Origin of the sequence: Tsuneonella litorea, assembly GCF_025154015.1 — a bacterium.
GTDB lineage: Bacteria > Pseudomonadota > Alphaproteobacteria > Sphingomonadales > Sphingomonadaceae > Tsuneonella > Tsuneonella litorea.
The window spans coordinates 402,174-426,547 of the sequence record NZ_JAOAMV010000001.1; the positions used below are offsets into that span (position 1 = coordinate 402,174).

General features: G+C 69.0%; 22 protein-coding genes. 12 read left to right on the forward strand and 10 right to left on the reverse strand.

What is annotated here, in order from left to right; translation table 11 throughout:
- The first annotated feature begins 38 nt into the window (after positions 1-38).
- The 4 genes from N0B51_RS01850 to N0B51_RS01865 all read left to right on the forward strand — a co-directional run bounded on the left by N0B51_RS01850 (position 39) and on the right by N0B51_RS01865 (position 9,281).
- A complete protein-coding gene (locus N0B51_RS01850; RefSeq protein ID WP_259960482.1) occupies positions 39-1,271 on the forward strand; it encodes a TIGR04063 family PEP-CTERM/XrtA system glycosyltransferase in 1,233 nt (410 codons plus the stop codon).
- Positions 1,272-1,315: 44 nt separating this feature from the next.
- Complete coding sequence (locus N0B51_RS01855) at positions 1,316-3,001, forward strand: hypothetical protein (RefSeq protein ID WP_259960483.1); 1,686 nt, start codon at positions 1,316-1,318, stop codon at positions 2,999-3,001.
- Between the two features lie 200 nt (positions 3,002-3,201).
- The gene (gene gltB / locus N0B51_RS01860) at positions 3,202-7,842 is read left to right on the forward strand and encodes a glutamate synthase large subunit (protein ID WP_259960484.1); all 4,641 of its coding nucleotides are present in this window, start codon (positions 3,202-3,204) and stop codon (positions 7,840-7,842) included.
- A 2-nt stretch (positions 7,843-7,844) separates the two neighbouring features.
- Positions 7,845-9,281, forward strand: a complete 1,437-nt coding sequence (locus N0B51_RS01865; protein WP_259960485.1) for a glutamate synthase subunit beta — start codon at positions 7,845-7,847, stop codon at positions 9,279-9,281.
- On the opposite strand, the gene N0B51_RS01870 is transcribed toward N0B51_RS01865, so the two are convergent.
- On the reverse strand, positions 9,282-9,464 hold the full coding sequence (locus N0B51_RS01870; RefSeq protein WP_259960486.1) for a hypothetical protein: 183 nt from the start codon (positions 9,462-9,464) through the stop codon (positions 9,282-9,284).
- Between the two features lie 76 nt (positions 9,465-9,540).
- Entirely contained in the window at positions 9,541-10,233 is a 693-nt protein-coding gene (locus N0B51_RS01875) for a uracil-DNA glycosylase (protein ID WP_259960487.1), read from the reverse strand.
- A gap of 81 nt (positions 10,234-10,314) precedes the next feature.
- Between N0B51_RS01875 and N0B51_RS01880 the strand changes: the two genes are divergently transcribed.
- From N0B51_RS01880 to N0B51_RS01890, 3 genes are read left to right on the forward strand one after another with little or no spacing between them, the layout of a single operon-like run.
- The gene (locus N0B51_RS01880) at positions 10,315-10,935 is read left to right on the forward strand and encodes a ribonuclease D (RefSeq protein WP_259960488.1); all 621 of its coding nucleotides are present in this window, start codon (positions 10,315-10,317) and stop codon (positions 10,933-10,935) included.
- Positions 10,936-10,960: 25 nt separating this feature from the next.
- On the forward strand, positions 10,961-11,629 hold the full coding sequence (gene lptC, locus N0B51_RS01885; protein ID WP_259960489.1) for an LPS export ABC transporter periplasmic protein LptC: 669 nt from the start codon (positions 10,961-10,963) through the stop codon (positions 11,627-11,629).
- Positions 11,626-12,195: an LptA/OstA family protein gene (locus N0B51_RS01890; protein ID WP_375545911.1), complete on the forward strand. Its 570-nt coding sequence runs from the start codon at positions 11,626-11,628 to the stop codon at positions 12,193-12,195. The genes lptC and N0B51_RS01890 overlap by 4 nt, the downstream gene beginning before the upstream one ends.
- Before the next feature lie 13 nt (positions 12,196-12,208).
- Here N0B51_RS01890 and N0B51_RS01895 read toward each other — a convergent pair whose 3' ends face one another.
- The 5 genes from N0B51_RS01895 to N0B51_RS01915 all read right to left on the reverse strand — a co-directional run bounded on the left by N0B51_RS01895 (position 12,209) and on the right by N0B51_RS01915 (position 18,307).
- Positions 12,209-13,594 (reverse strand): sugar transferase, encoded by a 1,386-nt coding sequence (locus tag N0B51_RS01895; RefSeq protein WP_259960490.1) that lies wholly within the window; start codon positions 13,592-13,594, stop codon positions 12,209-12,211.
- Positions 13,595-13,748: 154 nt separating this feature from the next.
- Positions 13,749-14,786 (reverse strand): DNA polymerase III subunit delta, encoded by a 1,038-nt coding sequence (gene holA, locus N0B51_RS01900; RefSeq protein WP_259960491.1) that lies wholly within the window; start codon positions 14,784-14,786, stop codon positions 13,749-13,751.
- 25 nt (positions 14,787-14,811) lie between these two features.
- Positions 14,812-15,303, reverse strand: coding sequence for an LPS assembly lipoprotein LptE (gene lptE, locus N0B51_RS01905; protein ID WP_259960492.1), 492 nt, complete (start codon positions 15,301-15,303; stop codon positions 14,812-14,814).
- A complete protein-coding gene (gene leuS / locus N0B51_RS01910) occupies positions 15,300-17,837 on the reverse strand; it encodes a leucine--tRNA ligase (protein WP_259960493.1) in 2,538 nt (845 codons plus the stop codon). Before leuS ends, lptE begins: the two co-directional genes overlap by 4 nt.
- A 20-nt stretch (positions 17,838-17,857) precedes the next feature.
- Positions 17,858-18,307, reverse strand: a complete 450-nt coding sequence (locus tag N0B51_RS01915) for a DUF3576 domain-containing protein (protein WP_259960795.1) — start codon at positions 18,305-18,307, stop codon at positions 17,858-17,860.
- A gap of 349 nt (positions 18,308-18,656) precedes the next feature.
- Here N0B51_RS01915 and N0B51_RS01920 point away from each other — a divergent pair, with 349 nt between their 5' ends.
- From N0B51_RS01920 to N0B51_RS01940, 5 genes are all read left to right on the forward strand, one after another.
- Positions 18,657-19,421: a hypothetical protein gene (locus N0B51_RS01920; protein WP_259960494.1), complete on the forward strand. Its 765-nt coding sequence runs from the start codon at positions 18,657-18,659 to the stop codon at positions 19,419-19,421.
- Between the two features lie 129 nt (positions 19,422-19,550).
- Positions 19,551-20,273, forward strand: coding sequence for an acetoacetyl-CoA reductase (phbB, locus tag N0B51_RS01925; protein WP_259960495.1), 723 nt, complete (start codon positions 19,551-19,553; stop codon positions 20,271-20,273).
- A 149-nt stretch (positions 20,274-20,422) separates the two neighbouring features.
- A complete protein-coding gene (locus N0B51_RS01930; RefSeq protein WP_259960496.1) occupies positions 20,423-20,890 on the forward strand; it encodes a hypothetical protein in 468 nt (155 codons plus the stop codon).
- 69 nt (positions 20,891-20,959) lie between these two features.
- Positions 20,960-21,565, forward strand: coding sequence for an outer membrane protein (locus N0B51_RS01935; RefSeq protein WP_259960497.1), 606 nt, complete (start codon positions 20,960-20,962; stop codon positions 21,563-21,565).
- Between the two features lie 2 nt (positions 21,566-21,567).
- On the forward strand, positions 21,568-21,813 hold the full coding sequence (locus N0B51_RS01940; protein ID WP_259960498.1) for a ribbon-helix-helix domain-containing protein: 246 nt from the start codon (positions 21,568-21,570) through the stop codon (positions 21,811-21,813).
- A gap of 100 nt (positions 21,814-21,913) precedes the next feature.
- On the opposite strand, the gene N0B51_RS01945 is transcribed toward N0B51_RS01940, so the two are convergent.
- The 3 genes from N0B51_RS01945 to murA form a co-directional block, all read right to left on the reverse strand.
- Complete coding sequence (locus N0B51_RS01945) at positions 21,914-22,153, reverse strand: hypothetical protein (protein WP_259960499.1); 240 nt, start codon at positions 22,151-22,153, stop codon at positions 21,914-21,916.
- A gap of 100 nt (positions 22,154-22,253) precedes the next feature.
- Positions 22,254-23,054, reverse strand: a complete 801-nt coding sequence (locus N0B51_RS01950; RefSeq protein WP_259960500.1) for a class I SAM-dependent methyltransferase — start codon at positions 23,052-23,054, stop codon at positions 22,254-22,256.
- A gap of 29 nt (positions 23,055-23,083) precedes the next feature.
- Positions 23,084-24,367, reverse strand: coding sequence for a UDP-N-acetylglucosamine 1-carboxyvinyltransferase (gene murA / locus N0B51_RS01955; RefSeq protein ID WP_259960501.1), 1,284 nt, complete (start codon positions 24,365-24,367; stop codon positions 23,084-23,086).
- Positions 24,368-24,374 lie beyond the last annotated feature (7 nt).

Genomic DNA, 24,374 nt, shown 5'->3' on the forward strand with positions numbered 1-24,374 from the left:
TTGACGGCCCGTTAAGCCTGTCGTGCGAGAAGTGGTGCATGACCCGGGTGCTGCACGTCCTCGACCACTCGTTGCCGCTCCACAGCGGCTACACTTTCCGCACGCGCGCGATCATGCGCGCCCAGGCCGCTGCGGGGCTCGAGGTTCGCGGCGTGACCGGCCTGCGCCACGCGGCGGACGGGCCGGTGGCCGAAGTCGCCGACGGTCTGCTGTTCCACCGCACCCGCGGTGCGGCGACCGGCCCGGCGGGCCTGCGCGAATGGCGCGAGATCGGCCGCCTGGCCGAAGCGATCGCCGCGCTGGCGTTGGACTGGCGCCCCGACGTGATCCACGCCCATTCCCCGGCGCTGTGCGGGCTGGCCGCGGTCCGCGCCGGCAAGGCGCTGAGCATACCGGTGGTCTACGAGATACGCGCGTTCTGGGAAGATGCCGCGGTCGGCAACGGCGCGGGGCGCGCCGGGTCGGTCAGGTACCGGCTTACCCGCGCGCTCGAGGACAGGGTGGTCTCCGAAGCCGACGCGGTCTTCACGATCTGTCACGGCCTGCGCGACGACCTGATCGGGCGCGGCCACCACGCCGGAAAGATCGGCCTCTCCCCCAACGGGGTCGACCTCGCGCTGTTCGGCGACCCGCCCGCGCGCGACGCGGCGCTGGCGGCCGAGCTGGGGTACGCCGAAACCGATCCGGTGATCGGCTTCATCGGCAGCTTCTACGACTACGAGGGGCTCGACCTGCTGATCGACGCCATGCCCGCGCTGCGCGCCGTGCAGCCGGGCGCGCGGCTGCTGCTTGTCGGCGGAGGGCCGATGGACGCGGCGTTGCGCCAGCGCGCCGCCGCATCCCCCTGCTCCGACGCGATCCGCTTCACCGGGCGCGTGCCCCACGAAGAAGTCGAGCGGTACTATTCGCTGGTCGACGTGCTGGCCTATCCCCGCAAGGCGAGCCGGCTGACCGAACTCGTCACCCCGCTCAAGCCGCTCGAGGCGATGGCCCAGGGCCGACTGGTCGCCGCCAGCGACGTCGGCGGGCACCGCGAACTGGTCGACGACGGCGAGACCGGCGTGCTGTTCGAACCCGACGATCCCGATGCGTGCGCCGCAGCCCTGGCCGATCTTCTGGCCGCCCGCCATGCGTGGCCCGCGATCCGCCAGCGGGCGCGGGAGCGCGTGCGCCAACGGCACGACTGGGCGCACAACATTCGTCGTTATCAGGACGTTTACCACCTGCTGTTAACCCGGCGGTCTAACGGGAAGCTGTCGGCCGCCGCGTGAACCCGCGGCCCGACGTCAGGCTTCCGCAGGAACGGGGTAGTTCAGTGAGCGAGAGGCGCAAGCGAACGGCCGCAAGCGGGTCCGTCAGCGCGCACCCGGCGTTTCCCGCGATCGTCGCGCTGTGGTTCGCGGCCCTGCTCGGGATCGGCAGCCTGGTGCTGCCCGTCGCCCTCTTAGAGCGCATCAGTCAGGCGACCGGCCTGCCGGCCTACCTCGCGCTGGCGCAACCTCCGCTCGGGGTGACCGCACGGATCGCAATCGCGCTTGTCGCGGCAACGGCGGGCTTCCTCGCCGGCCTTGCGATCGCGCGCAGGATCGCGGTCGCGCACCGCGAGATGCCGGTGCGGGGCCGGGTGGCGGCGGTCTCTGCCGACCCGCGCGCCTCCGCGACGACCATAAAACGTCCGATCTCCGCGCACGAGGAGCTGGGCGACAGCGACCTTGACGCCGGCTCGCCGCCTTCCCCCGCGCGCGAGGGATTCGCCGGACGCCGCCGCCCGCTCTCCGTCACCGACGACAGCGCGCGCAGCGAGTTCTTCGACAACGCGCCGCTGCCCGGCCATGACCCGGACGAGAATGCGCCCCTGCACGCGCCGCATGAACCCATCGCAGCCGAGCTCTGCGGCGAAGAAACGCAGGCGAGCGCGGAACCCCTCGACCTCGGCGAATTCGACACCTCCGGCGAGGAGGAACCGGCGAGTGCCTGGGACCTCGAGCCCGGGCGCGAAAGCCCGGTTCGCTTCGAATCGGCCGCCTTCCAGAGCTTCGGCACCGGCGCGCTCAGCGCGCCGCCACCTACCACGCCGATGCCCGAGGCGGACCTCACCGCACAGGAGCCGACCGAGATGACCCGCCACACCGTCCCGGGACCCGCCGATCACGCGCAGACCGCCACGGCGACCGGCGAGGTGGCAATCGTCGACCTGGTCGGCCGCTTTGCGCGTGCGCTTCAGCGCCACCGCGAAGATGCGGCCGCCGAAGCCGAACGGGCCGCGAGCGGGGCCGCAATGGCCGAATCCGGCGACGACGACGCCATCCTCGATCTCACTGCGGCGCTTTCGCCGCGCCAGGCGCCGGGGGCGGACGTCGCCACCCGCGACGCAGTGCCCGCGGCCATGTCTGCTGACGCGCTTGCGGGGAACGGCCCCGACAATCGCCTCGAAGCGGCCCCGGCCGTTCCGAAAGCACTGCGTCCACTCTACTTCGATTGCGACGACTGGGCCGACGACGAAGAGGACGACGACGAGGTCGTGCTGCCCGATCTCTCGCTTTCGCTGGCGCAGGGCGAACGGCCGTTCAGCCGGCCCGCCGCCGCAGCCGTTGCCGACTCCGCCGCGCGTGCGGACGCAACGGAATCGAGCGAGGCGGACGACGACGAGAGCGCCGGCGAGGATGCCTCGGGCCGCAACTATTCCTCCCTCCTGGCGATGAAGAGCCCGTTCGGCATCCAGCGCGAACCGGTCCGCGTCGAGGACGACGAGCCCACGGGCGATGCGGGCGAAGAGGAGGAGGAGGCGATCGAACCGATCGTCGTCTTCCCCGGCCAGGCGCACCGGCCCGCCCCGCCGACAGCCACCGGCCCGCGTCCGTTCGATGCGCCAGGGGTCCGCGCCGAGGCGGCAACGCGGGGTCCGGCGACGGCTCCTGGCCGCGCCGCACCCACCGACGAGACCGAACGCGCACTGCGCGACGCGCTTGAAAAGCTCCAGCGCATGAGCGGCACCGCCTGAGGAATCGCACCGGCGTGACGGGGCTGGGAAAGCCCCGCTTTATCCGGCTCAAATCCCTTCGCGGTTGCGGAAAACCATTCGTTTCGCCATGGCCGAGTCTCGCGACAATTTTGCTGCGCGGGGAGTCTTGGTAAGTCGTGCTTCGTTGCCCGGCCGCCCGCCCCTCGTGGCCGGACGAATACGGGATGGATCGAAGCGCGATGGGTTTTCCTGCTGCCCAGGGATTGTACGACCAGGTCAACGAGCATGACGCCTGCGGCGTCGGGCTGCTGGCGCACATCAAGGGCGACAAGAGCCACGCCATCGTCACCCGCGCGCTCGAGATTCTCGCCAACCTCGATCATCGCGGCGCGGTCGGCGCGGATCCGCTGCTGGGCGATGGCGCCGGCATCCTGATCCAGATCCCCGACCCGCTGTTCCGCAAGTGGGCGAAGGCCGAGGGCCACGACCTGCCGCAGCCCGGCGACTACGCGGTGGCGATGTGCATGATGCCGCAGGACGCCGCCGCGCGCGACTTCGTGACCGAGCAGTTCGAGAAGTTCGTCGCCAAGGAAGGCCAGCGCCTGGTCGGCTGGCGCGACGTGCCGGTCACGCTCGACGGTCTCGGCAAGGCGGTGGTCGCCTCGATGCCGGTGATGCGCCAGTGCGTCATTGCTCGCGGGGACAATTGCAGGGACCAGGACGCGTTCGAGCGCAAGCTGATCGTCATTCGCAAGCAGACCCAGAACCCCTTGCGCAGCCAGGAGGAAAAGCTCGGCATCCCCGGGCTGATCCAGCTCTACATCCCCAGCTTCTCCAGCCGGACGATCGTCTACAAGGGGCTGCTGCTGGCGAACCAGGTCGGCAGCTTCTACGACGACCTGCGCGATCCCGACTGCGTTTCGGCGCTTGGCCTCGTCCACCAGCGTTTCAGCACCAACACGTTCCCCAGCTGGCGACTGGCGCACCCCTATCGCTTCATGGCGCACAACGGCGAGATCAACACCGTTCGCGGCAACGTGAACTGGATGAACGCCCGCCGCCGGACGATGGAATCGCCGCTGCTGGGCGCCGACCTCGACAAGCTGTGGCCGATCATCCCGCACGGCCAGTCGGACACCGCCTGCCTCGACAACGCGCTCGAGCTGCTGCTGCTCGGCGGATACAGCCTTGCCCACGCGATGATGATGCTGATCCCGGAAGCGTGGGCGAAGAATCCGCTGATGGATCCCGAGCGGCGCGCGTTCTACGAATACCATGCCGCGCTGATGGAACCGTGGGACGGCCCCGCCGCGGTCTGCTTCACCGACGGCCGCCAGGTCGGCGCCACGCTCGACCGCAACGGGCTGCGCCCCGCGCGCTACTGCGTGACGAAGGACGACCTCATCTGCCTCGCGTCGGAAAGCGGCGTGCTGCCGTTCGCCGAAGAGGACATCGTGCGCAAGTGGCGGCTCCAGCCGGGCCGGATGCTGCTCGTCGACCTCGAGCAGGGGCGGATCATCGAGGACGAGGAGCTGAAGGCCGAACTCGCCAGTGCCGAGCCCTACGCCGACTGGCTCGACCATGCGCAGTACAAGCTCGAAGACCTCGACCACATCGAGCCCGAGCTGTCGGCGGTGCCCGCGCCGGCGAGCGACCTGCTCCAGCGCCAGCAGGCGTTCGGCTATACCCAGGAAGACGTCAGCCGCTTTCTCGAGCCGATGGCGCAGGCGGGCGACGATCCGATCGGGTCAATGGGCACCGACACCCCGATCGCGGTGCTGTCGGACCGGCCCCGGCTGCTGTTCGACTACTTCAAGCAGAACTTCGCGCAGGTGACCAACCCGCCGATTGACCCGATCCGCGAGGAGCTGGTGATGAGCCTGCTCAGCATGATCGGCCCGCGCCCCAACCTGCTCGGCCACGACGCGGGCACCCACAAGCGGCTCGAGGTCAGCCAGCCGATCCTCACCAACGAGGACCTCGCCAAGATCCGCTCGGTCGAAGCGGCGCTCGACGGCGCGTTCCGCTGCGCGACGATCGACATCTGCTGGGATGCCAGTGCCGGGGTCGAGGGGGTCGAGCTCGCGATCAAGGAGATGTGCTGGGCGGCGACCGAGGCGGTGCTGCAGGACCACAACATCCTCGTGCTGTCCGACCGCGCGCACGGGCCGGACCGGATCCCGATCCCCGCCGCGCTCGCCACCGCGGCGGTCCATCACCACCTGGTGCGGCAGGGCCTGCGGATGCAGACCGGCCTCGTCGTCGAGACCGGCGAGGCCCGCGAGGTGCACCACTTCTGCGTCCTGGCGGGCTATGGCGCCGAGGCGATCAACCCCTACGTCGCGTTCGAGACGCTCGAGGAAATCCGCCGCACCAAGCTCTCGCACCTCGAGGAATCGGCGGTCCGCAAGAACTACGTCAAGGCGATCGGCAAGGGCATGCTCAAGGTCATGTCCAAGATGGGCATCAGCACCTACCAGTCGTACTGCGGCGCGCAGATCTTCGACGCGGTCGGCCTGTCGAGCGCCTTCGTCGACAAGTACTTCACCGGCACCGCGACCACGATCGAGGGCGTCGGCCTGGCCGAAGTCGCCGAGGAGGCGGTCCGCCGCCACGCAATCGCCTATGGTCACAACCCGGTCTACGAGCACATGCTCGACCCCGGCGGGATCTACCAGTTCCGCCTGCGCGGCGAGGACCACGCGTGGACGCCGAACTCGGTCGCCGACCTGCAGCACGCGGTGCGCGGCAACAGCCAGGACCGCTATGCCGACTACGCGAAGGCGATCAACGAGCAGTCCGAACGGCTGCTGACGATTCGCGGCCTGATGGAGCTGAGGCCCGCCGAAACCCCGCTCGACATCGACGAGGTCGAGCCCGCGGTGGAGATCGTCAAGCGGTTCAGCACCGGGGCGATGAGCTTCGGCTCGATCAGCCGCGAGGCGCACACCACGCTCGCGATCGCGATGAACCGCATCGGCGGCCGCTCGAACACCGGCGAAGGCGGCGAGGAGCCCGACCGGTTCAAGCCGCTGCCCAATGGCGACACGATGCGCAGCCGCATCAAGCAGGTCGCCAGCGGGCGCTTCGGCGTGACCACCGAGTACCTCGTCAATTCGGACGACATCCAGATCAAGATGGCGCAGGGCGCGAAGCCCGGCGAAGGCGGCCAGCTGCCCGGCCACAAGGTCGACAAGGTGATCGGCAAGGTCCGCCACTCGACCCCGGGCGTCGGCCTCATCTCGCCCCCGCCGCACCACGACATCTACTCGATCGAGGATCTCGCGCAGCTGATCCACGACCTCAAGAACGTGAACCGGCAGGCGCGCATCTCGGTCAAGCTGGTCAGCGAGGTCGGCGTCGGCACGGTCGCTGCCGGCGTGTCCAAGTGCAAGGCCGACCACGTCACGATCTCGGGCTACGAGGGGGGCACCGGCGCCTCGCCGCTGACCTCGCTCACCCATGCGGGATCGCCGTGGGAGATCGGCCTCGCCGAAACCCAGCAGACGCTGCTGCTCAACGATCTTCGCAGCCGCATCGCGGTGCAGGTCGACGGCGGCCTCAGGACCGGGCGTGACGTGGCGATCGGCGCGCTGCTGGGCGCCGACGAGTTCGGCTTCGCCACCGCGCCGCTGATCGCGGCCGGGTGCATCATGATGCGCAAGTGCCATCTCAACACCTGCCCGGTCGGCGTCGCCACGCAGGATCCTGTCCTGCGCAAGCGGTTCACCGGCACGCCCGAGCACGTGATCAACTACTTCTTCTTCGTGGCGGAAGAACTGCGCGCGATCATGGCCGAGATGGGCTTCCGCACCGTCGAGCAGATGATCGGCCGCGTCGACCGGATCGACATGGCGCGTGCGACACGGCACTGGAAGGCGCACGGCATCGACCTGTCGCGCCTGCTCCACCGGGTCCAGCCGGTCGAGGGGCACACGCTCTACCACTCGCAGGAACAGGACCACGCGCTGGGCGGCGCGATGGACGTCGAACTGATCGAGGCCTGCCGCGACGCGATCGACACGGGCACGCCGGTCCAGCTCACCCGCACGATCCGCAACGTCAACCGGACCGTCGGCGCGATGCTGTCGGGCGAGGTCGCGCGCAAGCACGGCCACCACGGGCTGGAGCCGGAGACGATCCGCATCGAGTTCACCGGCGTCGCGGGGCAGAGCTTCGGCGCCTGGCTCGCGCACGGGATCACCCTGCGGCTGACCGGGGACGCCAACGACTACGTCGGCAAGGGCCTGTCGGGCGGCCGCATCGTCGTGCGGCAGCCTGACGGCGTCAGCCGCGATCCGGGCAGCAACATCATCGTCGGCAACACCGTGCTCTACGGCGCGATCGCGGGCGAGGCATACTTCAATGGCGTTGCCGGCGAACGCTTCGCGGTGCGCAATTCGGGCGCGGTCGCGGTGGTCGAGGGCTGCGGCGACCACGGCTGCGAGTACATGACCGGCGGCGCGGTCGTGGTGCTGGGCAAGACCGGGCGCAACTTCGCTGCCGGGATGAGCGGCGGCGTCGCCTATGTCTACGACCCGGAAGGCCAGTTCGCGAAGCTGTGCAACACGGCGCAGGTCGAACTGTCGGCCGTTTCACCCGAACGCGACGAGGAAGACGGGACCGGCCGGCCGCTCCAGCGCCCGCGTTCGGTCGATGACATGGGGCTCGGCGACATGCTGCGCCACGATGCCGAGCGGCTGCGCGTGCTGGTCGAACGGCACAAGCTCCATACCGGCAGTGCGAAGGTAGCGGCGATCCTAGACGACTGGGACAATGCCGTGAGCCAGTTCGTCAAGGTCATGCCGACCGATTATGCGCGTGCGTTGAAGCAGCTCGAGGCGGAACGCGCCGAAGCCCAGATGGAGGCCGCTGAATAGTCATGGGCAAGGAAACCGGCTTCCTCGAATACGAACGCAAGGATCGCACCTACGCCGATCCCAGGGAACGCGTGCGCCACTACAAGGAGTTCGTGGTCCCGCACCCCGAACCCGACCTGCGGCTGCAGGCCGCGCGGTGCATGAACTGCGGCATCCCGTACTGTCACAACGGCTGTCCGGTGAACAACCTGATCCCGGACTGGAACCACCTCGTCTACGAGGCGGACTGGAAGAACGCGCTCGAGAACCTGCACTCGACCAACAACTTCCCCGAGTTCACCGGGCGCATCTGTCCCGCCCCGTGCGAGGCAGCGTGCACGCTGAACATCGTCGACCAGCCGGTGACCATCAAGTCGATCGAGTGCGCGATCGTCGACCGCGGGTGGAACGAAGGCTGGATCGTGCCCGAGCCGCCCGCGCGGAAGACCGGCAAGCGCGTTGCCGTCGTCGGCAGCGGCCCGGCGGGGCTCGCCTGTGCCCAGCAACTCGCCCGCGTCGGCCATTCGGTGACGGTGTTCGAGAAGTCCGACCGGCTCGGCGGCCTGCTTCGCTACGGCATTCCCGACTTCAAGATGGAAAAGCATCTCATCAACCGCCGCGCGGTGCAGATGGAGGCGGAAGGGGTGACGTTCAAAACCTCGACCGAGGTCGGGGTCGACGTCTCGTTCGCCTCGCTGCGCGACAACTTCGACGCGGTCGTCCTCGCGGGCGGCGCCGAGGAACCGCGCCAGCTCCTCATCCCCGGCGCGGAGCTTCCCGGCGTACGGCTGGCGATGGAGTTCCTGACTCAGCAGAACAAGCGCAACGCGGGCGACGACGAGGTCCGCGCGGCGCCGCGCGGCAGCCTCGTCGCGACGGGCAAGAAGGTCGTCGTCATCGGCGGCGGCGACACCGGCAGCGACTGTGTCGGGACCAGCAACCGGCAGGGCGCGGAAAGCGTCGTCCAGCTCGAGATCATGCCCCAGCCGCCCGAACGCGAGAACAAGGCGCTGACCTGGCCGCACTGGCCGCTCAAGCTGCGCACGTCCTCGAGCCACGAGGAAGGCGTGGAGCGCGACTGGGCCGTCCTCACCAAGCGGGTCGCCGGCGAGGGCGGCGAGGTCACCGGCCTCGAATGCGTTCGCGTGGAATGGAACGATGGCAGGATGGAGGAAATCGCGGGGAGCGAGTTCACCATCCCCGCGGACCTGATCCTGCTGGCGATGGGCTTCACCGGCCCGCGCAAGGCCGGCCTGCTCGAGCAGGCGGGGGTCGAATTCGACGCGCGCGGAAACGTCGCCGCCGACACTGTTCGCTACGCCACGAGCGAGGCCAACGTCTTCGCGTGCGGCGATATGCGCCGTGGGCAGAGCCTGGTCGTCTGGGCGATACGCGAAGGCCGCCAGGCCGCCCGGGCGGTCGATGAAGCGCTGATGGGAGTGAGCGAGCTGCCGCGCTGATCAGGCGGCGGGCGCTTCGGCGTCCTTCGGCGCACTTTCGGGCAGGCTCGCGAATCCGGGCGATGCGTCCCGCTCCGAAGTTTCGAACGCGAGCTGCGCAAGATCGTAGCGGACGACGTAGTCGGGGCTCGCCGCACAGGCGCCGCACACCAGGGTCGCCGAAAGAAAGAAAAGAAGTCGCATGGCTGGCGTCGTAGGTTGCCGGTCCTGCGTATTCGTTCGGCGAATTGGTTAAGCGCGCGGCAGGGACGGCGCCGCCTCAGCCGTCGAGCCGCCAGTCGATCTCGCCCCGCCCATGTGCGCGCAGAAATGCGTTCGCGCGACTGAATGGCTTCGATCCGAAGAACCCGCGGTGGGCCGACAACGGGCTCGGGTGCGGGCTGCGGATGACGAGGTGCGGGCCCCCTTCGGCCAGCCCCGCGATCCGCGCCGCCTTGGCTTGCGCGTGACTGCCCCACAGGACGAAGACGGTGGGGTCCGGGCGCGCCGCAACGGCGGCAACCGCCGCATCGGTGACCGCTTCCCAGCCGCGCCCGGCATGGCTGCCGGCCCTGCCCGCCTCGACCGTGAGGCTGGCGTTGAGCAGCAGCACACCCTGCTCCGCCCACCGGGTCAGGTCGCCGTGGTCGGGACGCGGCAGGCCGAGGTCGCTTTCCAGTTCCTTGTAGATGTTGGCGAGGCTCGGCGGCGGGCGCTCGCCGCGCGGGACCGAGAACGATAGTCCCATCGCCTGTCCCGGCCCGTGATAGGGATCCTGTCCGAGGATCACGACCCGCGTTTCGTCGAGCGGGGTCAGCGCGAGCGCGCGAAGCCGGCTTCCGCGGGGCGGATAGATCGTCTTGCCGGCCGCTTCCTCGGCACGGAGCCAGCCACCCAGCCGCCGCGCCTCGGCACTCGCCAACACGCCTTCGAGCGCCGGCCGCCAGCTTTCGGGGATCGCCTCGCTGCCCATGCCTCGTCCGCTACGCCCGCGGGCGCCCGCTCGCCAGCGGCCCTTTCCCTCTATCCCCAATCGGCCTAAGGCTCCCGCCACATGACAGTCCATTTCCACGAAGAAGACCTGCCCGACGGGCTCCAGTTCGCCGACGGCCCGATCGCGGTCGATACCGAGACGATGGGCCTCGTCACTCACCGCGACCGCCTGTGCGTGGTCCAGCTGAGCGACGGCCACGGCGACGAACACCTCGTCCGCTTCTCGCCCGGCAGCAGCTACGATGCGCCCAACCTCAAGGCGCTGCTCGGCGATCCGAACCGGCTCAAGCTGTTCCACTATGCCCGCTTCGACATCGCGGCGATCCTGTTCTACCTCGGCGTCGAGGCGGCACCGGTGTTCTGCACCAAGATCGCGAGCAAGCTGACGCGGACCTATACCGATCGGCACGGCCTCAAGAACCTCGTCTCCGAACTGCTCGCGGCCGATATCTCGAAGGCGCAGCAGCTGTCCGACTGGGGCGGCCCGGAGCTGAACGAGGCGCAGCGCGAATATGCCGCGTCCGACGTGCGGTTCCTGCACCGCCTGCGCGAGGTGCTGGTCGAGCGGCTCGAGCGCGAGCAGCGCACGGGCATCGCCCAGGCCTGCTTCGATTTCCTGCCCACCCGCGCGCGGCTCGACCTCGCCGGATGGGCCGATCGCGACATATTCAGCCACGATTAGGCCGCCCGCGCGTTAGACCCTCGTCATGACCCTGTCCGCCCGCATCGAAACCCAGGAAGCCAAGGCGCTGCGCAGCGCGCGCCAGCACTTCGCCGCGCCGGGCGGCCGCCACGACAAGGTCATCGCGTTTCTCGCCAAGGCGCTGCCGATGGGCATCGGGGTGATCGCCGCGCTGATGATCGTGACCCCGCTTTCGCCGCGCGGCGAGGTCAGCTTCCTGCTGGACCGGAACAAGGTGCAGGTCATCAACGAGCGATTGAGCGTCGACAATGCCATGTATCGCGGCGCCGATGCGCAGGGGCGGCCGTTTTCGCTCACCGCGGGCGAGGCGGTCCAGCGTTCGGGCCGTGAAGGCATCGTGCGCATGCAGGATCTCGTCGCCCGCATCCTGCTCGACGGCGGCCCGGCGAGCGTCCGCGCGGACGCCGGGCAGTACGATATCCGCGAAGAGGTCGTCAGCGTCCCCGGCGGCGTGGTGGTAACCGCCGCCGACGGGTACCGGATGGTGGCCCGGGGCGTGACGGTCGACATCCCGGAAAAGCGCATGGTCGGATCGGGCGGAGTCAGCGGCGCGGTGCCTGCCGGCACCTTCTCCGCCAACCGGCTCGAGGCCGATCTCGAGGCGCGCACCGTTTCGCTTGCCGGCAATGCCCGGCTCCGCATGATTCCCGGCAAGCTGAGGATGCCCCGATGATCGCCCACCGCCGTTCCCGCCATGCAGCCACCGCCATCCGCTGGAGCCTTGCCGGGTTCACCGCCACCCTGGTCGCGATGGCCGGCATTCAGGCGGGCGCACAGGCGATCGCCGGGCACAACTCCAACGCCCCGGTCAACTACGCGGCCGACCGCATCGAGCTGCAGGACCGGGCCAACCGCGTCGTGCTGTCGGGCAACGTCGACATCACCCAGGCCGGTCTCCGGCTCCAGGCCGCGCGCACGCAGGTCAACTACAGCGACGCCGGCGGGCTGAAGATCCAGCGCATCACCGCGACAGGCGGCGTCACGGTGACCCGCGGCAACGAGCGAGCGGCCGGCGAAGTCGCCGTCTACGACTTCAACCGCCGGGTGATCACGATGGCCGGCAATGTGCGCCTCAACCGCGGCAGCGACACGCTCAACGGCGGGCGGCTGGTGATCGACCTCAAGAGCGGCGTGTCGAGCGTCGACGGCCGCGCGAACGGCTCGTCGTCGGTAACAGGAACAGTCAGCGGCAGCGGCAGCGGCCGGGTCAGCGGATCGTTCAGCGTTCCGCAGAACTGACCGGGGCGCTGTCCTAGAACGCGCGCGGGTGGACGATCACGCCGAGCGTCTTGAGGACAATCATCGCGTCACCCCACAAGGACCAGCCCGCGATGTATTCCAGGTCGGCATCGAGCCGGTCGGTGAGGTGCTTTTCCTCGTCGGTCGCACCCCGGTGGCCGCGGATCTGGGCAAGGCCGGTGACCCCGGGTTTCAGCGAATGGCGGTCCCAGTAGGCGCCGTCGATCTCCCAGAACAGCTTGTCTCCGGCCTGCGAGCCGATCGCGTGGGGCCGCGGCCCGACGATGCTCATGTCGCCCGCCAGAACGTTGAACAGCTGCGGCAGCTCGTCGATGCTGGTACGGCGGATGAAACGCCCCACCCGGGTCGTCCGGTCGTCGTCCGGCGACGCCGAGCGCGCACCGGCATGGTCGCTCGACTGGACCCGCATCGAACGGAACTTGTACATCGAGAAGAAGCGGTTGCCGCGCCCGAGCCGCCGCTGGACGAAGAAGACGGGGCCGCCGTCCTCCAGCTTGATCGCCAGCGCGGTCAGCGCGAAGATCGGCAAGGCGGCGATCATCGCACCGAGCGCCACTGCGAGGTCGAACGCGCGTTTCATGACGCGCTGACGCATCCCCAGCGGCCCGGTCGAGACCACCAGCGACCGCCAGCCATCGGAAACCACGAGGCCGATGGGCGCCAGTTCGTCGAGCTGGTTGGTGACGATCTCGCCCCGCACTCCGGCGGCCCGCAGGATCTGCGCCCACTGGTTGCGTTGGGAGAACGGGCAGCTGACGATCACCCGGTCCATGTTGAGCATGCAGTGACCGATCCGGTCGAGTGCCGCCGGGTCGGACGGATCGGGCACCAGCGGGCGTGCCCGGGCATCGACCCGGATGGCGTCTGCCAGCGCAACCGGCGGCCCCCCCGCCTCGATCACCAGCTCGTTGACCACGCTGGCTCCCCACGCCCGGCGCATCCACCAGCACAGCCAGCGCCGGCTGGCCGCCAGCATCAGCAGGCTGAGCGCCATGCCGCCCGTGAAGACCACGCGCGAGAAGGCCGCGGTGGTCTTGGCATAGAACACCACGAACAGCAGGAGCCCGGCGGCCAGTCCGAGCGCGATCGAGGCCTGGAGGGCCGCGAAGCGCCAGTCGCGCAGCGCGCGGATCGAGTAGGTTCTCTCGTAAAGCGCGAGGGTGAGGTAGAGCGGCAGCAGGAGCTGCGCCTCGAATAGGTGGGTCGTGCGGGTCCAGCCGAGGTAGGCCAGTTCCATCAGGCCGAAGCCGCCGAGGAGGATCGCCACGTCGAACAGGACCATTGACAGGTAGATCCGGACACGCCGGCGTTCCAGCGACGGCGCAAGGGGACCGGGCCCCTCGGTCTCGCTCAATGGTCTCTCGAACGGAGCATTCATCGTGGGTTCGCGATCACCGGCTGCGGATTGACGCGCAATTTCGCACCGTGGTGCCGAAACGGGCAAGCCTTTGCCGTGCACCGATTTTTTCATATTTGCAAGGCCCGCGATTGACCTCGCCTGTCGCCGTTGAAGCCGGGCTTTGCCAGGCATTTCAATGCCGCGCGGCGGCGGCGATGCCCGTCAGCGCCTGCGCCAGAAGGGTATCATTGGCCTGGCTGTTCGCCAGCAGCGCGCGGTGCAGGTCGACCAGCCGCGCGACCAGCCGGGCGAGCTTTCGCCCGCGCCAGCGGTGCAACTGGGCGACGATGTCGGGCTTGTCCTTGAAGAACACCCGCCGCGCGCGCGTTTCCGCCTCGACGAACGCCTCGACCTGCTCTCCCCTCTCCAGCCGGGCGTTTAACTGGGCGAGCTGCGCGGCCCGCCGCTCGAACGCGAGGAGCAGGCCGACCGGGTTGATCGACAGCTCGCGCATTCGTGCCAGTTCGGCCGACAGCGCCTCGGTCCGGCCGCCGAGCACCGCGTTGACCAGCGGCATGAACCCGTCGTCCTCGGTCCGCGCGCCGATCGCGTCGAGCGCCTCGGCATCGGGGGTCACGGGGGCCTCGGGACTGGCGTCGAGATAGAGCGCGAGCTTCTCGACCTCTGCCCGCGCAAGGCGCAGGTCCATGCTCGTCGCCCGGGCGATGCGCTCGGCGATCTGGCCCGACATCCGCAGGCCCCGCTCCTCGCCCGCGGTGCGGATCGCATCGCGCAGCTGCGCGAGGTCGGGCGGATAGAACATCGCCACCAGCGCATCGCCGCGCTTCTCGAGCAGCTTGGCGGTGCGCGACTTGTCGGTCGCCGACGTGGCGATCACCAGAACCGGACAGGGCTGGCCTTCGCCAGCATCGATCGCGGCGAGGTGGTTGGCCAGCGCATCGTGCGCCTCGTCGCCGCTCGCCCGCACGACGACGTGGCGGGCGCCCGAGAACAGCGACCCGGAGCGAGCCTCGTCGCCGAGCAGGACCGGGTCGCGCCGCAGGTCCGCGCCGGCGAGCTCGACCTGCTCGCCCGGCTCCTCGAGCATCGCGGCGATCCGCTGCGCCGCGGCGGCCGCGCCGGCTTCGTCGGGTCCGCAGAAAAAGAACGTGGAGCAGGCCCGCACCGCGCGGGGAGCGACGGCGGCGAAATCCTTCTGGGTCGCCTTCATGTCCGCCGGATCATGTGGCGCACCGCTATTTCCGCGCGCGCAGCGTCAGCGCGACCCGCGTGGCGATCTGCGACGCGACTTCGCGCGACAGGTTTTCCAGCGCGGACTGCTCGGCGGCGATGGTCGCGTATTCGCTGGAGACGACGTCGATTCCCGCGTCCGAACCCGCGGTGGCGTCGACGAGGATTTCGCCGCTCGCAAGTTCGACGAGCTGGTAACGCGCGCGCAGGCTGCGCCGCTCGCGGCCGACGGTATCGTCGCTAAGCACGCCGAGCCCCTCGAGCTTGTCGTCCAGCCGAATATCCAGCCGGTAGAGCGGCGCCGCCTCGCCACCCGCGCCGAGCCGGTCGACCAGCGCGTTGCGGACCAGCCAGCCGGCCTGTCCCTCGATCGCGGGCACCTCGACCGCGGCAAGGCCGCGCGCGATCGCGCCGCTCGATCCCCCGGCGTACATCGGCTGGAGGCCGCATCCCCCCAATGCAAGGCAGAGCCCGGCGAGAAACGCGAGCCGCCTCATGCGACGATGTTCACCAGCCGGTCGGGCACCACGATCACCTTGCGCACCTGCGCTCCGTCGAGCGAACGCTGGACCTTGTCGCTGGCCAGCGCAAGCGCCTCGAGCTCGGCGTCGGGCAGCCCCTTCGCCACGGTCAGGGTATCGCGCAGTTTGCCCTTGACCTGGACCGCGATCGTCACCTCGTCCTCGACGAGCAGCGCGGGATCGACCGCGGGCCAGTTCGATTCGGCGACCAGCCCGGGCTGTCCGATCTTGTCCCAGGCCTCTTCGGCAAGGTGGGGCATCATCGGCGCGACCAGCTGGACGAGCGCGCGGATCGCCTCGCTGCGCGTGGCCGAGGCCGGCGCCTTCTCGATTGCGCTGGTCAGTTCGTAGATGCGGGCGACCGCCTTGTTGAACGCCAACGCCTCGATCTCGCGGCCCACCGCGTCGATCGTCTGGTGAAGCTTGCGGGCAAGATCCCGGTCCTCTCCGGTCGCCGAGGCATCGTGCTCGCCGACCAGCCGCCACAGCCGCTGGACGAAGCGCCAGCAACCCTCGATCCCCGATTCGGACCACGGCAGGTCGCGCTCGGGCGGGCTGTCGGACAGCATGAACCAGCGCACCGCGTCGGCCCCGTACTGGTCGATGATCGTATCGGGATCGACGACGTTCTTCTTCGACTTCGACATCTTGACGACCTTGCCGATCGTCACGGGGGCACCGTCCGCCAGCAGGGTGGCGCCGGACCCAGTCCGCTCGACCTCGTCGGGGCCATACCAGACCTCGCGCCCGTTCTCGGTCCGCGAATAGGTTTCGTGCGTCACCATCCCTTGCGTGAACAGCGACGCGAACGGCTCGGCGAAGTCGAGCATGCCGATGTGCTGGAGCGCGCGGGTCCAGAAGCGGGCGTAGAGCAGGTGGAGGATCGCGTGCTCGATCCCGCCGATGTACTGCTGGACGGGCAGCCACTTGGCCACTTCGGCGCGGTCGAACGCCTCGCCCGCCGGCTGGCTGGCGAAGCGCAGGAAGTACCACGAGCTGTCGACGAAGGTGTCGAGCGTATCGGTCTCGCGCACTGCCGGACCGCCGCACTTCGGGCACTGGACGTGCTTCCAGGTGGGGTGGCGCTCGAGCGGGTTGCCGGGCGTCCTGAAATCGACGTCCTCGGGCAGCGTCACCGGCAGGTGGTGCTCGGGCACCGGCACGATGCCGCAGCCCCCGCTTTCCTTCGGGCAGTGAATGAACGGGATCGGCGTTCCCCAGTACCGCTGGCGGCTGACGCCCCAGTCGCGCAGGCGATACTGCGTTTCGCCGCGGCCCCATCCCTCGTGCTGGGCCTTGGCGATCACCTCGGCCTGGGCCTGCTCGATGTCGAGGCCGTTCATCCAGCGCGAATTCACGATCTTGCCGGGGCCGGTGTAAGCCTCGTCGCCCGTGAACACGACCTCGGTCTTGTCGCCGTCCGACACGACGCGGTGGACCGGCAGGTCGTACTTGCGCGCGAAGTCGAGGTCGCGCTGGTCGTGCGCCGGACAGCCGAAGATCGCGCCGGTGCCATAGTCCATGAGCACGAAGTTCGCGACGTAGACCGGCAGGTGCCAGGTCGGCTCGAGCGGGTGCGAGACCTCTAGCCCGGTGTCGAAGCCCTTCTTCTCCTGCGTCTCGATCTCCGCGGCGGTGGTCCCGCCCTTCTTGCATTCGGCGATGAACGCCGCGAGCGGAGGCGCCTCTTCCGCCAGTTTGCGCGCCAGCGGATGATCGGGCGCGATCGCCACGAAGCTCGCGCCGAACATCGTGTCGGGACGGGTCGTGAAAACCTCGATCCCGTGGCCCTCGCCGACCAGCTTGAACGTGCAGCGCAGGCCGCGGCTCTTGCCGATCCAGTTCTCCTGCATCAGCCGCACCTTGTCGGGCCACTTGTCGAGGGTATCGAGCCCTTCGAGCAGCTCCTCGGCGAACTGGGTGATCTTGAGAAACCACTGCGACAGCTTGCGCTTCTCGACCTCGGCGCCTGAGCGCCAGCCCTTGCCGTCGATCACCTGCTCGTTGGCGAGCACGGTCATGTCGACCGGGTCCCAGTTGACCTCGCTTTCCTTGCGATAGACGAGGCCCGCCCGGTAGAGCCGGAGGAAAAGCGCCTGCTCATGCCCGTAATACTCGGGGTCGCAGGTTGCGAATTCGCGGCTCCAGTCGAGCGCGAAGCCGAGGCGCTTCAACTGCGCCTTCATGTGGTCGATGTTGGCGCGGGTCCAGCCGCCCGGGTGGACGCCCTTTTCCATCGCCGCGTTCTCGGCCGGCATCCCGAACGCGTCCCATCCCATCGGGTGGAGCACTTCGTGCCCGGTCAGCTTGCGATAGCGCGCAAGGACATCGCCCATCGTGTAGTTGCGCACGTGCCCGATGTGGATCCGTCCCGAAGGGTACGGAAACATCTCGAGCACGTAGCTCTTGGGCTTGTTGCTGTCGCTGTCGGCGACAAAGGCGTCGGCCTCGTCCCAGGCGCGCTGCCAGCGCCCGTCCGCCGCTGACGGATCGAAACGCTGGTCTGTCATCGGACTACCCCTGTTTGCGATCAGCCGGCGATGGCCTGGCGGCGGAGCGCGCGGGCCTTGGTCAGGATTATGTCCTCGAGCTTCTGGACGGTCGCCGCCTGGACCGGCGCGTCAACCCATTGCCCGCCCTGCGCGACTTGGCGACTGGCGGCCACGCGCACGGCGTCGGCCCGCAGGTCCCGGTCGAGAATCGACACGGTCACCTTCACCCGCTCGTTCGGGTTGCGGGGATTGGCGTACCAGTCGGTGACGATCACCCCGCCGTTGCTGTCGGACTGGAGCAGCGGCGCAAAGCTGACCGTCTCGAGCGCCGCGCGCCAGAGATAGGCGTTGACGCCGATCGTGGTCACCTGGCTCGCGGCGAGATCGGCCCGGGGCCGGTCCTTGCCCCCGCAGGCGGCAAGCGCGCCGAGCGCGGCAACGACGACCACGGTGCGGGTCAGGCGGGGGAAACGCGAACGGGCGGTCATGCTCAAGGAAACGTCCTCGGATTGGAAGGTCGGCACAGCCTCTAGTGCGCCCGCGCGGCGCGGGCAAGGCATCGTCGCGCCACTTGCCTCCCGACCCCGTGAACCGCCGCTTAATCGCCCCGGCCGCGGGCGCGATTGTGGGCAGCGGGCAACAGCGCGCCGCGAAAGCGGGCAACCTTGTGGAAAAAGTGGAAAAACCATTGAAATGATTCTAGCATTTGATCCTGATTCAACAGCGGGGGTGAGTCGGTTGCCGGTGAAACCGGTTGGCTCATCAAGCGTTCAGGCAATGCGGGCGAAAATCCCGCGCGTGGGCCGAAGCGCAGAGGGGACACTTGAAGGCATTGCCATGAGGCAGACGGGCACCATCGCGAAAGTACGGGAACGCACCGCCGCGCGCGGACTGCTCCTGCTCGGCGCGTGCGGGCTGCTCGTTGCGGCGCCGACCGCCGTTCTGGCGGTGCCCGACTCCGCCCCCGATGGCGCGGCTGCGGCTGGAATCGCCCCCTTCACTCCTGCCAACGTCGATCCGGCGATCGCCCGCCGGGTGGCCGCCAAGATCGCCGCTCGCGGCCAGGCGATGCGCTTCACCCCGGCCAGCGGCGTGCGCGAACGCGATCGCACGGTGACGCTGGCCATCCGCGTCGACCCGCAGGAAGCGCGGGCGATTTCGGTTCGCGGGGCGATTGCCGCCGCCAAGGGCGATGCCGGCACCGGCCCGTCGATCGCCACGCTGGCCAAGGCGCGGTACAACCTGGGCCTGTCACGCGGCTACGAAAGCTTCGCCAAGCCGGTCGAGCCGACGCTCGGCCTCAAGCGGATCGAGATGCCAGACCTGGCCAGCTTCCGCCCCAGCGAAGGGGTCAAGGACACCCCCGGCCGGCTCCAGCCGCGTCTTGCCCTTGAAGCGGAGAGCAATACCGGCCGCAGCCCCCGCACGCTCGAAGGGTCGGGCGAGCAGGCGGTCGATCTGGGCGCCGGTTATCGCCTGTCGCGCAACCTGAACGTGACCGCCGGCGTCCGGCTGAGCCAGGAGCGCGACCGCCTTGCGCCGCTGACCGATGCCGTGCGCGACGACCAGGCGGTCTATGTCGGCACCCAGCTGCGCTTCTGATCATCCGGCGCCTGCCGCTACGGAATAGGTATCCGGGACCCCGCCGCGCGCGGGGTTTTTCTTTGCCTGCGCCCTCGCTTCCCCTAGTCAGGTCGACGGAGAGGCACACCTGACGGCGAAGGAGCATACATGACACGCGTGGCAATCGTGACCGGGGGGACCCGCGGCATCGGCGAGGCGATCAGCCTGGCGCTGAAGGAACAGGGGCGCACTGTCGTCGCCAACTATGCGGGCAACGACGCCAAGGCGAAGAGCTTTGCCGAAGCGCACGGGATCAGGGTCTACAAGTGGGACGTGGGCGACCACCAGGCGTGCCTCGACGGGTGCGCCCGGGTCACCGAGGAAGTCGGCCCGGTCGACATCGTCGTCAACAACGCCGGGATCACCCGCGACGGCACGCTCGCGCGGATGACGTTCGACGACTGGAACGACGTGATGCGGATCAACCTCGGCGGTTGCTTCAACATGGCCAAGGCCTGCTTTCCGGGCATGGCCAGCCGCGGCTGGGGCCGGATCGTCAACATCGGTTCGATCAACGGCCAGGCGGGCCAGTACGGCCAGGTCAACTACGCCGCCGCCAAGAGCGGCATCCACGGCTTCACCAAGGCGCTGGCGCAGGAAGGCGCGAAGAAGGGCGTCACCGTCAACGCGATCGCGCCCGGCTACATCGATACCGACATGGTCGCCGCCGTGCCCGAACCCGTGCTCGAGAAGATCATCGCCAAGATCCCGGTCGGACGGCTCGGCCATGCAGAAGAGATCGCCCGCGGGGTCGCCTTCCTCACGAGCGACGAAGGCGGCTTCATCACGGGCTCGACGATGAGCATCAACGGCGGGCAGCACATGTACTGACGGAGACCGTCGCTCGCGGTGCGCCGGCGGATTTGACTCGTCTGCGCCGGCTCGCCAGAGTACCGGTCGGAGCGGTTGAAAATCAGCAGGGTCGCCTGCCTCTCCCCGAAGGGTCGCGTTCACGTCGATCAATCCAAGGGGGATTTTCCATGAACGCACTGCGCAAGATCGCAACGATCGCCATCGCCGCCGGGGCACTGGGCCTGTCCGCGCCCGCGTCCGCCCAGCTCGAGGTCTGGAAGGACTACACGCCGCAGGAAACGGTGGTCGAGCTGACCTACGTGAAGGTCGACGAGGGGCAGCTTGATCGCTACCTCGAAGGCCTGAAGCAGACCTGGGTCAGGGCCAACGAGGTGTCGAAGCGGCTCGGCCAGATCAGCGACTACGGGATCTACACCGTGCCCTATGGCGGCAACGAGGTGAACCTCGTGCTGCGGATCAACTATCCCAGCATGGCCTCGCTCACCGCCGACAAGGCCCGGTACGATGCGTTCCTCAGCGCCTGGGGCAAGCAGAACATCGACAGCAGCAACAAGACGGTGCGCGAGCTGTACAACAATATCCGCAAGATCAAGGGCACCTACATCCTGCGCGAACTCAAGATGAAGCTCGATTGACGATGTCGGGGTCCGGCGCGGCTGGTTGACGCCGCGCTGCCGCGGCGGCTAGCCGGGCGGGCCGAACCGATGCGACCCGCCCTGCCTTGCCTGCCGCTTGCGCTCGCTTTCGCCGGAACCGGCGCGAGCGCGGCGCCCACGCCGTTTGCCGGCCCCCGCGTCGAAGTCATGCTCGGCTACGACGCAACCGAGTTGCCTGACGAGGATGGCCCGGAGGTCATGTTCGGCCTGCGCGCGGGCAAGGATTATGGAAGCGGCCCGTGGCGCGTCGGATTCGACGTCGACCTGAGCCGGTCGAACGCGGACAAGGTCGTGACCGATCTCTTCGTCCCCGGCGACCGGATCCACGTCGAATACGGCACCGACCTCTATCTCGGGCTGCGGGTCGGCCGCCGCCTTGGCGATCATTCTTTCGGTTACGGCCTCGCGGGCGCCGCCAGCACGCACATGGCCGTGGACTACAGCGGTGATCTCGACACTATTCCGACCGAGCCCGGCGGCCCGGAACCCGAGAAGTTCCGCCGCCCCGGCCGGCTGATCGGTTTCTGGACCGGGGGAGGCATCGAATTCGCTCTCGACGGGCCGTTCTTCCTGCGCAGCGAGTACCGCTACGCAAATTTCCACGACGGGCTCTATCGCCACCAGGCGCTCGTCGGAATCGGCTCCCGATTCTGACGATGTCCGCACGCAGCGGCCCGGCCCCCTATCACCCGCCGGTCAAGCGATCGGTCGAGATCGCCGGGCACAAGACGAGCATCAGCCTGGAGCCCCTGTTCTGGGCAATGTTGCGCGATGCCGCGGCGCGCGAGGGCGTTCCCGTGAACGCCCTCGTCGCGCGGATCGACGAGGAACGGATCGCCGCGCCCACCCCTTGCGGGCTGGCGGGGGCGATCCGCCTGTGGCTGGTGGCACACGGCGCCTGACCCCGCCCTCCGGGGACGCGCAGATCCGAAAAAGCGGGCGGGTCCCGAAGGATCCGCCCGCCTCTCGCCCCGTCAAGGGCGATCCAGTCCCGTAGCTCCTTTAATAGGTCGCCGGGGGATCGCTGGCGGGGAAGCTCTCGTCGGCAGCTTCGTCGGTCTTGTCCCATGATCGGACGGGTTTGTCACGCATGGCCTCGGGTCCCGAGTTGCGGACTTGGTGCGTGGCGCCATCGGCGCCCTGTCCGTCGGCGAAGGCCGCGCGACCGTGATGCGCGAAGTTGTTCTGATAATAGCGATATCCGACATAGCCGAGTGCGCCGAGCGCGATGAGCTTGAGCATGGCTGACCTCTCTTTCCGTTACCCCTAGAACGCGGGACGGCGGAAAAAGTGTCCCGCCGCGGACCAGAGAATCGGGCGAATCGTGGGACTCGGGCGCCGGTCAGCGCGTGGCGACGATTCGCAGCGCAGTCATCCCGAGCGGTCCGCGCGCCTCGAGGGCCTCCAGCCGCTTCGCTGCCGCGGCGATCGCCGCTTCGCGATTCCCTGGGTCGTGGGCCACCAGTTCGGCGTGCAGCGGGCTGCCCTCGGTCATGCCCTTCAGCAGCCGTGCGGCAGACCCGGGGGGGCTTTCCATGGCGACCGTGGTCACCGCGCATTCGGCAAAACCCGCAGCGGCTATTTCCGCGCGGATCGCGACCGGGTCGTGATAACCGAACGGCGTGCGCGCAATGAAGCCGGGCCTGGGTTCGGGCAGCATCGCACACAACGTGTCGTGGATCACCGCGCTTCCGGGATTATCCTCGAGCGGGCCCCAGACATTGGCGAGCAGCGCGCCGCCGTCGCGCAGCACCCGGCGGATTTCGCGGTAGGCGCAGACGCGGTCAGGGAAGAACATCGCGCCGAACTGGATCGCGACGAGATCGAACGAGCCGTCTGCGAAGGGCAGCGACTGCGCATCGGCGACCGCCCATTCGACGTTGGCCAGATCGTGGACCGATCGCGCGCGCTCGATCATGCCGGGGTTGAGATCGGTCGCCACGATCCGTGCGCCGGGCAGGGCCGCGGCCAGCGCGGTCGTGACCGCACCGGTGCCGGCCGCCACCTCGAGCACGTCGGCCGGTGCGCGCGCCGCCGCCGCGCGGGCGAGATCCTCGGCGTAGGGCGCGAACAGCACCGGGACCAGGCACTCGTCGTAGATCTGCGGAATTGCCCCCGCGAACGTCGCATCCTGTCCGGCCATCGGTCTGCTCCTTCGGCCGTAACGGCCTGCTAGTCGTCGCCGACGCGCTCCACCTGCGCGCCCACGAGTGCGAGCTTTTCCTCGAGCCGCTCGTAGCCGCGATCGAGGTGGTAGAGCCGGCGAACCTGTGTCTGCCCCTCCGCCCGCAGCCCCGCGATCACGAGGCTCATCGAGGCGCGCAGGTCGGTCGCCATGACTTCGGCGCCGGTGAGGCCGCCCACACCGTGGACGATTGCGGTGCGGCCCGAGGTCTCGATGTGCGCCCCCATGCGCGCGAGTTCGGGCACGTGCATGTAGCGGTTCTCGAATATCGTCTCGGTGAGCACGCTGGTGCCCTCGGCCACCGTCAGCAGCGCCATGAGCTGCGCCTGCATGTCGGTCGCAAGGCCTGGATAGGGCGCGGTCGACAGGTTCACCGCCTTGAGCTTGCCATCGGCCGCGACGCGCACGCCCTTCTTCTCGGATTCCACCGAGACGCCGATGTTGCGCAGGGCATGGAGCGTTGCCGACATGTCCTCGGCCTTCGCGCCCTCGAGCAGGACCTCGCCCCCGGTGATCGCCGCGGCGCAGGCATAGGAGCCGGCCTCGATCCGGTCGGGCATGACGCGGTAGGTCGCGCCGTGAAGCCGCTTCACGCCGTGGATCGTCAGGTCCGATCCGCCGATCCCCTCGATCTCGGCGCCCATCGCGACGAGCAGGTTGCACAAGTCGACGATCTCGGGCTCGCGCGCGGCGTTGAACAGCCGGCAGGTGCCGCTGGCGAGGACCGCGGCCATCAGCGCGTTCTCGGTCGCGCCGACGCTGACCACCGGGAAATCGAATTCGCCGCCAGGCAGCCCGCCGTCGGGCGCGTGGGCGCGGACGTACCCTTGCGCAAGTTCGATCTCGGCGCCGAACGCCTCGAGCGCCTTGAGGTGCAGGTCGATCGGCCGGTTGCCGATCGCGCAGCCGCCGGGCAGCGAGACGGTCGCCTCGCCCATCCGCGCGAGCATCGGTCCGAGCACGAGGATCGAGGCGCGCATCTTGCGCACGAGATCGTAGGGCGCGACCGTGCCGGTGATCCGGGTCGCCTCCAGCGTCATCACGCGGCCGAAGTCCTCGGGCCGCGACCCCTGGATCACGGTGGTCACCCCGAACTGGTTCATCAGGTGCTGGAACCCGTCGATGTCGGCGAGCCGCGGCAGGTTCCGAAGCGTCAGCGGCTCGTCGGTCAGCAGCGCACACGGGATGAGCGTGAGCGCGGCGTTCTTCGCGCCGGAAATCGGGATGGTTCCGCTGAGGCGCTTGCCGCCCTCTACGATGATCTTGTCCATCGCCCCG

Bases quoted from the DNA above. Each gene is read 5' to 3' on its own strand.
- N0B51_RS01930 (WP_259960496.1), top strand. From the start codon at position 20,423: ATGAACGCACTGCGCAAGATCGCAACGATCGCCATCGCCGCCGGGGCA.
- N0B51_RS01870 (WP_259960486.1), bottom strand. From the start codon at position 9,464: ATGCGACTTCTTTTCTTTCTTTCGGCGACCCTGGTGTGCGGCGCCTGT.
- lptE (WP_259960492.1), bottom strand. From the start codon at position 15,303: ATGAGGCGGCTCGCGTTTCTCGCCGGGCTCTGCCTTGCATTGGGGGGA.
- leuS (WP_259960493.1), bottom strand. From the start codon at position 17,837: ATGACAGACCAGCGTTTCGATCCGTCAGCGGCGGACGGGCGCTGGCAG.
- N0B51_RS01865 (WP_259960485.1), top strand. From the start codon at position 7,845: ATGGGCAAGGAAACCGGCTTCCTCGAATACGAACGCAAGGATCGCACC.
- N0B51_RS01890 (WP_375545911.1), top strand. From the start codon at position 11,626: ATGATCGCCCACCGCCGTTCCCGCCATGCAGCCACCGCCATCCGCTGG.
- N0B51_RS01920 (WP_259960494.1), top strand. From the start codon at position 18,657: ATGAGGCAGACGGGCACCATCGCGAAAGTACGGGAACGCACCGCCGCG.
- N0B51_RS01940 (WP_259960498.1), top strand. From the start codon at position 21,568: ATGTCCGCACGCAGCGGCCCGGCCCCCTATCACCCGCCGGTCAAGCGA.
- murA (WP_259960501.1), bottom strand. From the start codon at position 24,367: ATGGACAAGATCATCGTAGAGGGCGGCAAGCGCCTCAGCGGAACCATC.
- phbB (WP_259960495.1), top strand. From the start codon at position 19,551: ATGACACGCGTGGCAATCGTGACCGGGGGGACCCGCGGCATCGGCGAG.
- lptC (WP_259960489.1), top strand. From the start codon at position 10,961: ATGACCCTGTCCGCCCGCATCGAAACCCAGGAAGCCAAGGCGCTGCGC.
- N0B51_RS01945 (WP_259960499.1), bottom strand. From the start codon at position 22,153: ATGCTCAAGCTCATCGCGCTCGGCGCACTCGGCTATGTCGGATATCGC.
- N0B51_RS01875 (WP_259960487.1), bottom strand. From the start codon at position 10,233: ATGGGCAGCGAGGCGATCCCCGAAAGCTGGCGGCCGGCGCTCGAAGGC.
- N0B51_RS01935 (WP_259960497.1), top strand. From the start codon at position 20,960: ATGCGACCCGCCCTGCCTTGCCTGCCGCTTGCGCTCGCTTTCGCCGGA.
- holA (WP_259960491.1), bottom strand. From the start codon at position 14,786: ATGAAGGCGACCCAGAAGGATTTCGCCGCCGTCGCTCCCCGCGCGGTG.
- N0B51_RS01880 (WP_259960488.1), top strand. From the start codon at position 10,315: ATGACAGTCCATTTCCACGAAGAAGACCTGCCCGACGGGCTCCAGTTC.
- N0B51_RS01895 (WP_259960490.1), bottom strand. From the start codon at position 13,594: ATGAATGCTCCGTTCGAGAGACCATTGAGCGAGACCGAGGGGCCCGGT.
- gltB (WP_259960484.1), top strand. From the start codon at position 3,202: ATGGGTTTTCCTGCTGCCCAGGGATTGTACGACCAGGTCAACGAGCAT.
- N0B51_RS01850 (WP_259960482.1), top strand. From the start codon at position 39: ATGACCCGGGTGCTGCACGTCCTCGACCACTCGTTGCCGCTCCACAGC.
- N0B51_RS01950 (WP_259960500.1), bottom strand. From the start codon at position 23,054: ATGGCCGGACAGGATGCGACGTTCGCGGGGGCAATTCCGCAGATCTAC.
- N0B51_RS01915 (WP_259960795.1), bottom strand. From the start codon at position 18,307: ATGACCGCCCGTTCGCGTTTCCCCCGCCTGACCCGCACCGTGGTCGTC.